Source organism: Nitrospira sp. Kam-Ns4a (assembly GCF_965152595.1).
On sequence record NZ_OZ224218.1, the window covers coordinates 458,836 to 471,866 of the forward strand.

Below are 13,031 nucleotides of genomic sequence, written 5' to 3' on the forward strand. Positions count from 1 at the left end.
GTCTTCGGGTTGAAGCGACCTGATTTGAACGAAGCCACTCACCAATTTCAACTAGATTCAGTATAACCTCCTCCGTTCGGCTCAGTGACCGTCCACCTGTCTGACCAGACAAAATTCCTCTTGACATGGCAAGGAGGAGTTAGATAGTAATAATCGTTCTCAATTTCAACTTTCGGGCGAAGGGTTGCCTTCTTGCCTTCCCCTAGCCGCCAAGGCCCTTGGCTCTAACGAAAGGAGGTGCCTGACCTAGACACAACCGCGCTAGGCGCGACACCAATACAGAGGACCTTAAGAGTCCCGAGTCACATCTAACCACTCAACCCAACTTCAAGGAGAGCAACAATGAGGACGTGGTTACTCCTCGGGGCTCTGGTGCTGTGTCCGCTGATGGCGTTGCCCGCCGCCGCGGAAGACAAGGGCCTCGAAGAACGAATCAAACAATTGGAAGAAGCGCTCAAGAAACTCGAAGAACGCGAGAAGATGGAACGCGAACAAGTCAGACCCGCAGAGCCGGTCGAGCAGCCCGGGGTCGGCCCCCTGCCGGAGGTCGGGAAAGACCTCCGGACAGAGAAGCAGGCGCCGTTGTCCTTCAGCACGACCGGGTCCGGTCGCATGGTGTACGCCAAGCCGTTCGTGTCAGCCCCGAAGGCCATCGTGGGCGGCTACATGGATTTCTTCTACACAAACCAGCGCAAGGCCCCCCTTGATAATGGCGCGGGATCAAGCAATCCGGGTATCGGGCGGACGAGCAGCTCCTTCGATCAGCAGCGGTTCGTGCCCTTCATCTATGCCGATGTGACCGACCACGTGAAGGTGGCCTCCGAGCTCGAGATTGAACACGGCATCCGCGAGACGAGCGGCGACGGCCGGGAGCTCGAATTCGGCTTGGAGTTCGCCACGATCGACTACCTGGTCCGCGAGGAGGTTAACCTGCGTGGCGGCATCCTCCTGCTACCCATCGGCAAGTTCAACCTCCTGCACGACTCGCCGCTCAACGACGTTGGTCCCCGACCCCTCGTGGATCAGTTCGTCATCCCCACGACCGTGGCAGAGACCGGGGCCGGCTTCTACGGGACGTTCTACCCCACCCGGCTCTCGAAGGTGGACTATGAGCTGTACATAACCACCGGCTCCAACGGATACCAAAAAGACGGCACACCGACCATCAATGAAAAAAGCGGCCTCCGCGGGACCCGTCTGCGTAAGTCCTTCGCCTCCGACGGGCTGGACAACAACAACGGCAAGGCGGTGGTCGGCCGGGTGGCCGTCAGCCCGAGGCTTGGGATGGAAATCGGCGGGTCGGGGTACTTCGGCACCTACGATCCAAACAGCAAGCGGGAGTTGAGCATCTGGGCGCTCGACTGGACCTTCCAGCGAGGACCCTTCGAGCTGATCGGTGAGTCCGCCTGGGCCTATGCCAAGGACGCCGACAAGTGCCTGCCTGTTGTCGCGACCAACGTCGCGACCAACTGCGTCAATGGCCTCTACATTGATCCGGACACCGGGCGGCCGACTCCGCGACGGAGCCAGGGCTTCTATATCCAGGGGAATTACCACTTCTTGCCAGAGTTCCTGACTCGCTTGGCCCCGGCGCACTTTCACGCAGGCTCCACGTTTACGAGCTTCATCCGGTACGACCGGGTGAACACGAACCTGGACGTGTCTGCCGGTGGGTTCGGCGACCTCGAGAAGCTCACGATCGGTTTCAATTTCCGTCCCGTGGAGGACACGGTCTACCGGTTCGCCTATGAGTTCAACATGCGGGGCTTCAACCCCATAGACAACCGGACGGTCACAGGCGCCAACGCGCTCGTGCTATCGGCCGCCACCTACTTCTAGCAGTCGCAGCAGGGGGACGGGCTCCTCCGTCCCCCTGCCCTGCTAGTCCGACATCAGGAGGACCATGCCATCACCCCGTCTGATCCGAGCCCTGCTCCTGACGCTGGCCTGCGCTGGATGCAGCTCGCTCGGCGGCATCGAAACCCACTACGTCGTCTGTCCCTATGAGAAGGCCTGGGAAGCGGCTTTGGCCACGACAAAGGATCGTCCTATTCGGGTCCAGGACAAGACGCAGGGTCTCATCGAGACGGATTGGGTCGAGGTGCCCGCGATCTCCCGCCCGTACGGGTTTTTCGGCCGGGACCTTGGAAACGACAAGGAGCGGTCCCGCATGATCGTCACCGTCAAGGCGCTTGACGACGTGGCGGTGGTAGGCGTCAACGAGGTGCGCGAGCACTGGGGCTTCCGCGGCGGGGCGCGGCTCTTTCAGTGGATGGCGGTCGAGCCCTCGGAGCAAGCCGTGGCAGAAGTCATGAAGCGTTTGAACGCCAACCTGAAGGAGCGAGGATGTTCTCCCACATGATCGCGGCCCTGCTCCTAGCAGTCCTCGTCGGGGCTATGCCCCAGACTGCCTCGGCAGCCCAGCGGATTTGGGACGATGAGCTGCGGCGCTACATCACCGAAGAGGAGATGAGCAAGTGGGGCGAGGAGTTCATGAGCGAGGAAGACGCCCTCAAGCTCATGCTGCCGAAGTCCGAGCGAATCCGGAAGGAAACCATCCGATTGACCCCCGAGAAAAAGCAGGTCATCGAGTCTCGGATCGGCTGGCATTTCCCCGAAGAAGAATTCCAGGTCTACGTCGGCGAGACCGGAGCCAAGGTGGACGGCTATGCGATCGTGGAAAACACGATCGGCAAGTACAAGCACATGACCTATATGGTTGGGGTGAACCCGGACGGCGAGGTGACCAACGTCGAGCTGCTGGTTTTTCGGGATGCGCGTGGCAGCGAGGTTGGCCGGAAGCGCTTCAACGTTCAATATGAGGGAAAAACGGTCTTCGATCCGATCCGGATCAACAAAGACATCATCAATATCTCCGGCGCCACCATGTCGGTCCGCTCGATGAGCGCCGGCGTCAAGCGCGTACTGGTCCTGATCGACGAGTTCTATCTCAAGCCGCTCGGGAAAGGCAGCGACCAGGTTGCGGCGCAGCGTCGGGAGAAGGGCTTCTTCGATCTGATCTTCGGACGCTGAAGGCCCGACCCCTAACATGCGGAACTTCAACGCACGCTTTCGCCTTCTCGACACAGACCGCCACATCCGGCTCATCTACACGCTCTTCCTCTTGTTCACGCTGGTGGCCTTCGCCTTCAGCTTCTTCTGGGCCCACAGCATGACGGGCCTCTCCCCTCAGGGCATCGCCGAGCACTACCGGGGATCCGACGCGACCTTTGGCGAGCCGATGTCCTTCCGCGAGCTGGCGGAGGTCACCCACTTCCACCTGTTTACCATGCCCGTGACGTTCATCATCCTCGTGCACGTGCTCTACCTGACCGGTGCCAGCCACCGCGTCAAGGTCGCGACGACCTGGGCGGCCTTCGTCGGCGTAGGGCTCGACCTGGTGTCACCCTGGCTCATCACTTACGTGTCGCCGTTCTTCGTGCTGACGATGCTGACCGGCGACGTTCTCATGGTAGCGAGCTTCTTGGTGACGATGGCCGTCCCGCTCTACGAGATGTGGGTGCTCAAGAAGCGGCTGGTGCCCTCCTCCCGTTCGGTTGAATAAAAAAAGGGGTTGACAGGCAGCTGGTTGAGGCGTATAATTGAGAATGAAAATCATACGCAATACCAAAGAGGCCGGAGGATCGTGCGTCCCGGAGCCCAGGTCGCCCTAGCGATCGTGGGCTCTTTGCATTTCAGGAGGAGATAGTAATGCATCGGGGAACCTGTGCCGACGGACCAGCGGAGTTTCTGGGGCGGATCGCCGACGAGTTCCGCTGTGAGTGCGGGCAATTGATGGCCCGCTGGCTCCAGGAAGGGATCCAGCTCAAATGCAAGCGCTGCCGCAGGCTGGTCGTGATTCCTTTCTCCGAGATCGGCGGCGTCCCGCCGCGCCTCCTCCGCTCCGAACACATCGCGCGCATCGAGGAGGCGCCGCGGTGAGGATACCGCGACGGACGGGCTGAAGCGCGAGTGTCGCGAGAACCGCTCTCACGGCCAATGGACCTTCCGTCCAGAGCCCATGACCGCCTCTCCGGCGGTTATGGGCTTTTGTTTTGACATCCCTTCGACTTCAGTGAGGCGAACGCATGATCGAAATCGAGACGCTCCAGAAGGATCAGCCGGGTCGGAACCTCCTCGCGCTCTTCCCTCCCTTGCGAGCCCTGGACCTCGCCGTGGCGGACCTTGGGGGAACGGACTTGCCCCTGCTCCAGGCCATGCGTACCCTGCTCGCGCGCATGGAGCGGGAAGACCCCGCGCTTCGTGATCATGGGCAGAGGACCGCCGTGTACGCGATAGCCCTTGGACAGGCTATCGGATTGCCTCAGCGGGATCTTGCCGATCTCTACTGCGCCGCCCTGCTCCACGACATCGGCAAGCTGCTTCTCCCGAAGGCGATCCTGAGTAAGCCGGGCCCGTTATCGCTGGACGAGTACGCACTGGTCCAGTGCCACCCTCGTCTGAGCGTCGAGCTCCTGGGCGACATGCCGGCCCTCCGAGTCCCCGCCGTGCTGATCGCGCACCATCACGAGCGCTGGGATGGGACCGGGTATCCCTATGGGGTACCGGGACGCTTCACCCCCCTGGGCTCGCGGATCCTGGCGGTCGCCGACGTCTTCGACGCGCTGACCTCGGATCGCCCCTATGCACCGCCCCGCGATCCCCAAGCCGCAGTCCGGCTCATCCAGACGATCGCAGGCACACACCTGGACCCGGATCTCGTCCAGAGCTTCGCAGGGCTTGTCGAAGGGCTCGGCGAGGCGTTGCCGGACGATCCCGATCAGAGAATCGGGCGGGATGTGCCTCCCGCTCTCTGCCCGTCGGAATCGGGCCGACTAGCTCCAGACGAAGTCGGCGTCGCAGCCAACGGGTGATCGGGCGTGGGACCCCTTCCTCCGGGGTCCCCGCCTGGTCTTCTTCAGGAGGCTAGGATGTGGGTTGCACCCGATGCGGCGGCTTGCTCGTGGTCGAACCGTCGCTGGACTTCTATGACAGTGGAAGGAGCCCCGTCATGGAACGCACACTTCGGGTCAGCGGGCAGATGACCCTGAATGAATGCGGCTGCGGACGCCTGCATTTCACCTATGGGCCGGTGACCTTGCATTTCGAGCGGACAGAGTTCCTGCTCTTTGCTCGCGACGTCGCCCGTCTGCTGACGCAGGTGGCGCACAGTCGGCCGGTTTCCCAGGACCATCCGACTTGCCACTGACGGACCAGGAAGGGAGGAGGGCGATGAAGACCTGCCCGTGTCCTCGCTGCCAGCGGCCCAGCCTGGCACCGACCGGCGCGTTCTGGGCCTGCGGCGTCTGCGGGTACGCGATCACCCAGACCGCGCTTCACATCGAGCTGCAGGCCCTGCAGGCTCAGGACAAGCAGCTTCCCCGCAGGTCACCCGCTCGTTAGCCAGCCCGATAGGGCTGCCGGAGAGGCATCCATGCGTAATTCTCGCCAGCGCAGTCATGACCGCGATCTGGACATCCTCATCAGCCTCGCGACGTCGATCGGGATGGTCGTCCTGACAATCGTCGGCTGGCTGATGTGGGAAATGTTCGTGCGAGTCCTGCCCTGACCTTCATCTGGCTGCCAAGCAGTCAGTCGCGACAGTCGAGACGGGTCCAGCCCCTCAGGATCCCTTGCTTGTCGAAGGTGAGGATCTCCTGACAGTCCGGGCGAATTACCGAGCGGCCATAGCTGTATTCGGGACCTGTTTCATACCGGTAGATCCACACCGTTTGGCCGGCTTCTTCCTTCGAAGAGGCCGGTGGTCCCAGCTGCTTCCGCACGTCGTCCTGGGTGGCCGTGTTCACGCTTTCCTCAAGATACGCGACTCGGGCCGGCGTACAGGCGAGCGCCGCCAAAGACAAAACCACGGCTACAGTGCCATTACGCAGATTCATGTTGTGCCGACGCCTCGATGCCGGCACGGCTCAGGAGCCCTCCTTCTTGATCTGCTCGCTGAGGTAGTTCTCCAGCCCGACCTGCTTGATGAGCTCCTGCTGGGTCTCGATCCAGTCGATGTGGGCATCCACGTCCTTCGCCATGTCTTCGAGCATGTGCCGGGTCGTGTAATCGCCCACCTTGGTGCAGTGGGCGATGCCGTCGGAGAGCATCTTGAGCATGTCCTGCTCAGCCTTGAGATCCGCCTTAAACTGTTCGGGCACCGTCTCCCCGACGTTCACGGTCCCGAGGCGCTGCATGTTCGGGACGCCCTCGAGGTAGAGGATGTGTTCGATGAGCTGGTCCGCATCCTTCATCTCGTCGAGGCTGCGCTCGCGGACCTTGTGGTACAGCCGGTCGTATCCCCAGTTCTCGCACATCTTCGCGTGCACGAAGTACTGGTTGATGGCCGTGAGGTTGGCCGTGAGCAACTTGTTCAGCAGCTCGATCACGCCTTCTTTGGCTTTCATGACCACTCCCCTCCTTCTGTCCAGAACGGGTGAACGGTGCGTCACGCAGCGGCGCGAATCGCCGGCGTTCTGCTGGCCTCCCTCGAATTATGCCTTCCGCCGTCCGTTTGGTCAAGAAGGAAGATAAGTAGTAGTGACTATCATTATCAACTTCGCAGAAATCGAGATTCAGTGTCATTCGGACGCCGGCCCTGAGCCTGACCGCGACGCACCTGCGGCCGGTGCGAATCCAACCGCACTGGGGGCGCGTGAGAAAGAGAGGAAGGTGGCGGGAAGAGAGTCAGCCAGCGTCCTTGTGGCCGCACTTGGGGCACTGCCGGGCGGCCCCGCGATCCCGGCCAGTCTTCTCGACGAGGAAGGGGAAATCACACCGGGGACACGGCTGATTCACCGGCCGGTCCCACAGGGCGTAGTCGCAGTCCGGATAGCGGCTGCACGAGTAGAAGGAGCGGCCCTTCTTCGTCCGTTTCTGGACCAACTCGCCGCCACAGCCCGATTGGGGGCACTTGATGCCAAGGGGGAGGGGCTTGGTGGCCTTGCATGCGGGGTAGGCCGAGCAGGCGAGAAACCGTCCGAACCGGCCCGTCTTGACAACCATCGGGCTTCCGCACTTCTCGCACTTCTCATCCGTCACTGTCTCCTGTCTGGCGACGGGCTTGATCGAGCCGTCCGGAAGCGTCTCGAAGTTCGCGGTGTTCTTGCAGGGAGGATCGTCCTTGTAGCCGGGACAGGCCAGAAACTTGCCGTTCCGGCCCCACTTGATCACCATCATGCGGCCGCATTTCTCGCAGGGTACGTCGGTGGGCTCTTCCTTCCCCTTGACGCCCTCCATCGTGCTCTCCGCGACGCCGAGGTCTTTCATGAAGGGCGTGTAGAACTCGCGGACCGCGGCGACCCAGTCTTTTTCGCCCTCTTCGATCTCGTCGAGCTCCTCCTCCATGCGCGCGGTGAACGCCACATCGAACACATCGGGGAAGTACCGGACCAGCCGCTCGTTCACCATGCGGCCGAGCTCGGTGGGCTTGAACCGGCCTTCTTCCTTCTCCACATACCGGCGCTCCTGGATGGTCGCGATGATGCTCGCATAGGTGGATGGCCGCCCGATCCCCTTCTCTTCCAGCTCCTTGATGAGGAGCGCCTCGTTGTAGCGGGGCGGCGGCTGCGTGAAGTGCTGCTTAGGCACCAGCCCGCGGCTCTCTCCGTCTACCAACTGCAGTACCTCCCCAACGGCCAGGGGCGGCAACTGCCGTTCCCGCTCATCCTGCTCCGCCCCTTGTTCGGCCAGGCCGGCCTCCACGCCCGGCGGGGCCGACTCGTCCCGCCCTTCGGAGTAGAGCACGGTGTAGCCCGGGAACTTGACGACGGTCCCGTTCGCCCGAAACAGGTGTCCGTTCGCCTCGATGTCCACCCGGGTCACCTCGAGCAAGGCCGGCGTCATCTGCGACGAGACGAAACGGGTCCAGATCAGCTTGTAGAGCTGGTACTGGTCCCGATCGAGGAAGGCCTTCACCTTCTCAGGCTCCCGCAGCACCGACGTCGGGCGGATCGCCTCGTGGGCCTCCTGCGCCGCCTTCTGAACCCTGTACACGTTGGGGGCCTCCGGCAGGTAGTCGCGTCCGAACCGATCGCGGATGAAGGCCCGGGCCTCGGCCAGCGCCTCGGCCGCGATCCGCGTGGAGTCGGTGCGCATGTAGGTGATCAGGCCGACTGGTCCTTCCTTGCCGATCTCGACGCCCTCGTACAATTGCTGGGCCAGCATCATGGTCTTCTTCGGGCTGAATCGCAGCTTGCGGGCGGCCTCCTGCTGCAGGCGGCTCGTGATGAAGGGAGCGAGCGGGTTCCGCTTCCGCTCCTTCTTCTCGATCGCGGACACCACGAACCGAGCCCCTTGGAGGGCACGCAGGATCTGCTGCGCCTCTTCACCGGTGCGGATCTCGGCCGCCCGCCCCTGCACCTCCTGGAGCCGCGCCTCGAACGACGGCGGGTGCAGGCCGCGCAACGTGGCGGTGATGGTCCAGTACTCGGTCGGTCGAAACGCCTCGCGCTCCGCCTCGCGCTCGCAGATCAGCCGGACCGCGACCGATTGGACGCGCCCGGCGCTGAGCCCCCGGCGCACCTTGTCCCAGAGCAGCGGGCTCAACTTGTAGCCGACGATGCGGTCCAGAACACGCCGGGCTTGCTGGGCGTTGACCTTCCTGGTGTCAATCTGCCCGGGGGCCTGGAGCGCCCGTTTGATGGCCGACTCCGTGATCTCGTTGAAGAGCACGCGATAGACGTGCCGCTTGTCGCCGTTCAGCTCCTCCGCGATGTGCCAGGCGATCATCTCACCTTCGCGGTCGGGGTCCGTGGCGATGAAGACCTTGTCCACCTCCTTGGCTTTCCTCTTGATCTCGGCCAGCACCTTGCCCTGGTTCCGGTCCTTGCGGCGGATCACGACGTAGTCGGGGGCAAAGTCTCGGTCCACATCGATCCCGAACCGGCTCGCGGGCAGATCCTTGACATGGCCCACCGAGGGAAGCACGGTGTAGCCGCGCCCGAGGTACTTGGTGATCGTGCGCGCCTTCGCTGGCGACTCGACGATGATCAGCGCTTTGGCCATAACGATGTTCGACTCACGCTGCGCGGCGGCACCGGCGCGCAATGGGGCTGTCATATATACCGGCGCGACCGCTCATTGCAAGCCCCATTATACCCGAACGCACGACGGACCCGGTAAGCGCCGCGCCATTCCCTTCAGCTCCAAAGCCAGCACCGCTGACATGACGGCGGCGGCGGAGAGTCCCGCCCGCGCGATCAGCTCGTCCAGCGGCACCGGCTCGCAGGAGAGCAGCGCGTGCACGGCCCGCTCGTCGTCGCTTAGCTCGGCGCCGCCCGGGATCGCCGGGCGAGGACGGCGGGCGACGCGCTCCGCGAACGCAGGATCGAGCTGCGGCACGAGCTCCTCGAGGATGTCCTCGACCGTCTCGACCAGCTTCGCGCCCTGCTTGATCAACCCGTTTGTGCCACGGCTCTGCTCCATGCGCGGAAAGCCTGGCACCGCGAAGACCTCGCGGCCCTGGTCGGCGGCGAGCCGGGCGGTGACGAGCGAGCCGCTTCCCGCCGCCGCTTCCGTGACCACGACGCCGAGGCTGAGCCCGCTGATGATCCGGTTCCGGCGCGGAAAGTGATAGGCGTGCGGGGGCGCGCCCACGCTGAATTCCGTGACGACCGCGCCGCTGGCTTCGATCCGCTCGCGGAGCGCCCGGTGCTCGGGCGGGTACGTCCGGTCAATCCCGCAGCCCAAGACCGCCACGGTGCGCCCCCCTCCCGCCAGCGCGCCGCGGTGCGCCGCCCCGTCAATCCCGCGCGCGAGCCCGCTCACGATCGTGAAGCCGAGCGCGGCGAGGTCCCGGCTCAGCTCTTCTGTGAGCAGCCGGCCCGCCGCGCTTGGACGCCGGGACCCGACGATCGCGACTGCGTGGCGATCCTCCGGCGTCAACCGGCCGCTCACGTAGAGCAGCGGCGGCGGGTCCGGAATGGTCCGCAGTCGAGCCGGATAGGCCTCGTCCAGCCAGGTGAGGACGGACCACCCGCCGCGATCGAGCTCCCGCAGCTCCCGCTCGATCGCCCCACGGACTCCTTCGTCCGGTTCGCGCCGGACCGCCTCGGCGGCCGGGCGATTGAGCCCCCCGACCTCGATCAGGCGCTCGGTCGAGGCCGCAAGCACGCTCTCGGGCGAGCCGAAGGCCTGGACCAGCCGGCAGATTGCGGCGTCGCTCAATCCCCGGACGGCCCGGAGGGCGAACCAGGGTCGGAGGGAGATCGGGCGGCTCATGCAGAGTTCGCGGGAGAAAGCTCGTCAGAGGACGACGAGGTCGTACTGCTCCAGATGCAGCTCAGGGTCCGCCTTGACGACGATCTTTGTCTGGAACTCGCGCTCAAGATCCTCGATCCCCTGCCGCTCCTCGTCGAAGAGCAGCTCCGCCACGGCGGGGTGGACGCCGACCACGATCTTCTGGTCCTCCGGCAAACTCCCGATGCGGCGGATGTCCCGGAAGATCTCGTAGACGACCGAGGTGGGCGACTTGGTATAGCCGCGCCCCTCACAATAGTGGCAGGGTTGCGACATCGTGCGGAGCAGGTCCTCCCGGACTCGCTCCCGCGACAGCTCGATGAGCCCCAGGTCGGAGATCCGGGTGATGCGGGTGCGCGCCTTGTCGCTCGCCATGGCGTCCACCAGAGCCTGGTACACCCGCTCGCGGTTCTTCTCCCGCTCCATATCAATGAAGTCAATGATGATCAGGCCGCCGATCCCGCGCAGCTTGATCTGGTAGGCGATCTCTCTGACCGCCTCCAGGTTGTTCTTGAGAATGGTCTCCTCCTGGTCCCGCTTGCCCACGTACCGGCCGGTGTTCACGTCAATGACCGTCATGGCCTCCGTGTGGTCAATGACGATGTACCCGCCCGACTTCAGCCAGACCTTCCGGCTGAGAGCCCGCGCGATCTCCTGCTCGATACCGAGGTGATCGAACAGGCTCTCCTCCTTGTCGTAATAGTGGACCCGCGAGGTCTGGTCGGGTAGGAACTTCTGCACGAAGTCCTTGACGGCTTCGTACTCCGGTTTGGAATCAATGAGCAGCCGCTCGACCTTCCTGGTGAACAGGTCGCGGACCACCCGGAAGGGCAGGGACAGGTCCGAGTGGAGTAGGCTGGGGGCGGGAAGCTGATCCCGGTTCTTAAGCACGTCCTGCCAGACGGCAGCCAGGAACTCGATATCGGACTTGAGGTCCTCCTCCTTGACGCCCTCGCTGACCGTGCGGACGATGTAGCCGCAGCCGGGCTTGCGCAGACGCTTCATGATCTCCTTGAGGCGCGCCCGCTCCTCGTCCTTGGGGATCCGGCGCGACACGCCGATGTGGTCCACGCCCGGCATGAAGACCAGGTACCGGCCCGGGAGCGAAATGTACGTGGTCACCCGTGGCCCCTTGGTGCCAATCGGCCCCTTGGAGATCTGGACCATCACTTCCTGCCCCTCTCGGAGCAGGTCCTCGATCGGGCGCATCGTCTGCCGGCGCGGGCGCGGCATCTCCGGGCCCTTCTCATCCTCTTCGCTGTCCACAAGCGTGTCCCCCGGCTCGGTGTCCGTGGACAGGTCGGACACGTGCATGAACGCGGCGCGCTCCATGCCGATATCCACGAAGGCGGCTTGCATGCCCGGCAGCACCTTGGCCACGCGGCCCTTGTAGATGTTGCCAACGAAATCCTTGTTCTTCGCGCGGTCCACATAGAGCTCGGTCACCACGCGGTTGTCCAGCACCGCCACCCGGGTCTCTTCCCGGGTGACGCTGATCGCGATCTCCTGCCCCATAGTCTCTCCCCGCCGTCAGACCGAGCGGGCAGCTTGGCCGCCGGGGGACAGGCTCCCAGCCCCCTCAGGCGCGCCAGCCGCGCGGCAGACGGCTCGGCTAGATAGTGATCGGGCGGCCTCGTCTGCCGGCCGCCCGGGTGCATCCTCACACTCAGTAGAACAACGTCAGGCGTCGCCGCTTGACGTTCAAGAGCAGCCCCAGCGCAGCCAGCGTCGTGACGGTCGCGCTTCCTCCGTAGCTCATCAGCGGCAGCGGAATCCCCACGATCGGGAAGACGCCCGTCGTCATGCCGATGTTGACCAGGACGCAGAAGCCGAGCATGGCGACTACCCCGGCCGCGAGCAGCGATCCGAGCATGTCTTTGGCCTTCGACGCGATCTCCATCGCGAGCAGGAACAGCCCCAGGAAGAGCGCCAGGAGCACGACCACGCCGAGGAACCCCCATTCCTCCGCAAACACCGCAAAGATGAAATCCGTGTGTCCTTCGGGCAGAAACTTCAACTGGCTCTGCGTCCCGCCGTACAGACCCTTTCCGAGCAGCTCCCCCGATCCGATGGCGATGCGCGACTGGAGCCCGTGGTACCCCTTGCCGGCCGGATCGTAGTCAGGGTCCACGAACGTCATGATCCGTTCCCGCTGGTAGTCGTGCAAGGAGCTCCAGGCCATCTCCCAAGCGAAGGGGAACAGCATCAGCGAGACCAGCAGCAGGATCCCCAGCGCCTGGGAGCGGATGCCGACCAGGAGGACCAGCGCGACAAAGATGGCCAGATAGCTGAGGCCGCTCCCCAGATCGGGCTGCTTGAGGATCAGGAGCAGGCCCGGCAGCATGATGAGCCCGGGCAGCACCACGCGCTGCAGCCAGCCTTCGCGCGGCCGGCTCGCGTAGTAGCGCGCCAGCACCAGGACCAGCACCAGCTTGGCGAACTCCGAGGGTTGGAAGGCGAAGGGCCCGATCGGAAACCACCGCTGCGCCCCACGGCTGGTCTTGCCGGCCATCAGCACGAGGACCAGCAGCGCGAGCACGATCCCGTAGAGTACGTACGAGAGCCGGCAGATCTCGTGGTAGTCCACCAGCAGCATGACGATGAACGCCAGCGCGCCAATCGCAATCCAGGCGAGCTGCTTCAGGTACAGGGGAATGCCGCCGGCCTGATGCGCGTGGGTCGCACTGTGAATGGACAGGACGCCGACGGCAAGGATCGCCGTCACGAGCGCGAAGAAGCGCCATTCGAAGCTGTCCACTGCCCGGCTGTCTGCGACGCGGTCAATCACAGCG

At 64.1% G+C, this 13,031-nt stretch carries 15 protein-coding genes; 9 read left to right on the top strand and 6 right to left on the bottom strand.

Going from position 1 to position 13,031, the window contains the following annotated elements:
- The first annotated feature begins 342 nt into the window (after positions 1-342).
- The 9 genes from ACWHYQ_RS02275 to ACWHYQ_RS02315 all read left to right on the top strand — a co-directional run bounded on the left by ACWHYQ_RS02275 (position 343) and on the right by ACWHYQ_RS02315 (position 5,569).
- Positions 343-1,839 carry a hypothetical protein gene (locus ACWHYQ_RS02275; RefSeq protein ID WP_447974138.1) on the top strand — a complete coding sequence of 499 codons (1,497 nt, stop codon included), beginning with the start codon at positions 343-345 and terminating at the stop codon, positions 1,837-1,839.
- A gap of 64 nt (positions 1,840-1,903) precedes the next feature.
- Positions 1,904-2,362: a hypothetical protein gene (locus ACWHYQ_RS02280; RefSeq protein WP_447974139.1), complete on the top strand. Its 459-nt coding sequence runs from the start codon at positions 1,904-1,906 to the stop codon at positions 2,360-2,362.
- Positions 2,347-3,033: an FMN-binding protein gene (locus ACWHYQ_RS02285; protein ID WP_447974140.1), complete on the top strand. Its 687-nt coding sequence runs from the start codon at positions 2,347-2,349 to the stop codon at positions 3,031-3,033. The genes ACWHYQ_RS02280 and ACWHYQ_RS02285 overlap by 16 nt, the downstream gene beginning before the upstream one ends.
- A gap of 16 nt (positions 3,034-3,049) precedes the next feature.
- Positions 3,050-3,565, top strand: coding sequence for a hypothetical protein (locus tag ACWHYQ_RS02290; protein WP_447974141.1), 516 nt, complete (start codon positions 3,050-3,052; stop codon positions 3,563-3,565).
- A gap of 146 nt (positions 3,566-3,711) precedes the next feature.
- On the top strand, positions 3,712-3,942 hold the full coding sequence (locus ACWHYQ_RS02295) for a hypothetical protein (protein WP_447974142.1): 231 nt from the start codon (positions 3,712-3,714) through the stop codon (positions 3,940-3,942).
- 146 nt (positions 3,943-4,088) lie between these two features.
- Positions 4,089-4,874 (top strand): HD-GYP domain-containing protein, encoded by a 786-nt coding sequence (locus tag ACWHYQ_RS02300; protein WP_447974143.1) that lies wholly within the window; start codon positions 4,089-4,091, stop codon positions 4,872-4,874.
- A 137-nt stretch (positions 4,875-5,011) separates the two neighbouring features.
- A complete protein-coding gene (locus ACWHYQ_RS02305) occupies positions 5,012-5,209 on the top strand; it encodes a hypothetical protein (protein WP_447974144.1) in 198 nt (65 codons plus the stop codon).
- Positions 5,210-5,232: 23 nt separating this feature from the next.
- Complete coding sequence (locus ACWHYQ_RS02310) at positions 5,233-5,403, top strand: hypothetical protein (protein WP_447974145.1); 171 nt, start codon at positions 5,233-5,235, stop codon at positions 5,401-5,403.
- 31 nt (positions 5,404-5,434) lie between these two features.
- Positions 5,435-5,569: a hypothetical protein gene (locus ACWHYQ_RS02315; protein ID WP_447974146.1), complete on the top strand. Its 135-nt coding sequence runs from the start codon at positions 5,435-5,437 to the stop codon at positions 5,567-5,569.
- A 22-nt stretch (positions 5,570-5,591) separates the two neighbouring features.
- Here the strand turns inward: ACWHYQ_RS02315 and ACWHYQ_RS02320 are convergent, their stop codons facing one another.
- The 6 genes from ACWHYQ_RS02320 to rodA form a co-directional block, all read right to left on the bottom strand.
- Positions 5,592-5,807 carry a hypothetical protein gene (locus tag ACWHYQ_RS02320; RefSeq protein ID WP_447974147.1) on the bottom strand — a complete coding sequence of 72 codons (216 nt, stop codon included), beginning with the start codon at positions 5,805-5,807 and terminating at the stop codon, positions 5,592-5,594.
- Between the two features lie 120 nt (positions 5,808-5,927).
- A complete protein-coding gene (gene bfr, locus ACWHYQ_RS02325; protein WP_447974148.1) occupies positions 5,928-6,407 on the bottom strand; it encodes a bacterioferritin in 480 nt (159 codons plus the stop codon).
- A 280-nt stretch (positions 6,408-6,687) separates the two neighbouring features.
- Positions 6,688-9,006 (bottom strand): type I DNA topoisomerase, encoded by a 2,319-nt coding sequence (gene topA / locus ACWHYQ_RS02330; RefSeq protein ID WP_447974149.1) that lies wholly within the window; start codon positions 9,004-9,006, stop codon positions 6,688-6,690.
- Positions 9,007-9,093: 87 nt separating this feature from the next.
- Complete coding sequence (gene dprA / locus ACWHYQ_RS02335) at positions 9,094-10,221, bottom strand: DNA-processing protein DprA (protein ID WP_447974150.1); 1,128 nt, start codon at positions 10,219-10,221, stop codon at positions 9,094-9,096.
- Between the two features lie 24 nt (positions 10,222-10,245).
- Positions 10,246-11,754: an Rne/Rng family ribonuclease gene (locus ACWHYQ_RS02340; RefSeq protein WP_447974151.1), complete on the bottom strand. Its 1,509-nt coding sequence runs from the start codon at positions 11,752-11,754 to the stop codon at positions 10,246-10,248.
- A 151-nt stretch (positions 11,755-11,905) separates the two neighbouring features.
- Positions 11,906-13,027, bottom strand: a complete 1,122-nt coding sequence (gene rodA, locus ACWHYQ_RS02345; RefSeq protein WP_447974152.1) for a rod shape-determining protein RodA — start codon at positions 13,025-13,027, stop codon at positions 11,906-11,908.
- Between the last annotated feature and the right edge of the window lie 4 nt (positions 13,028-13,031).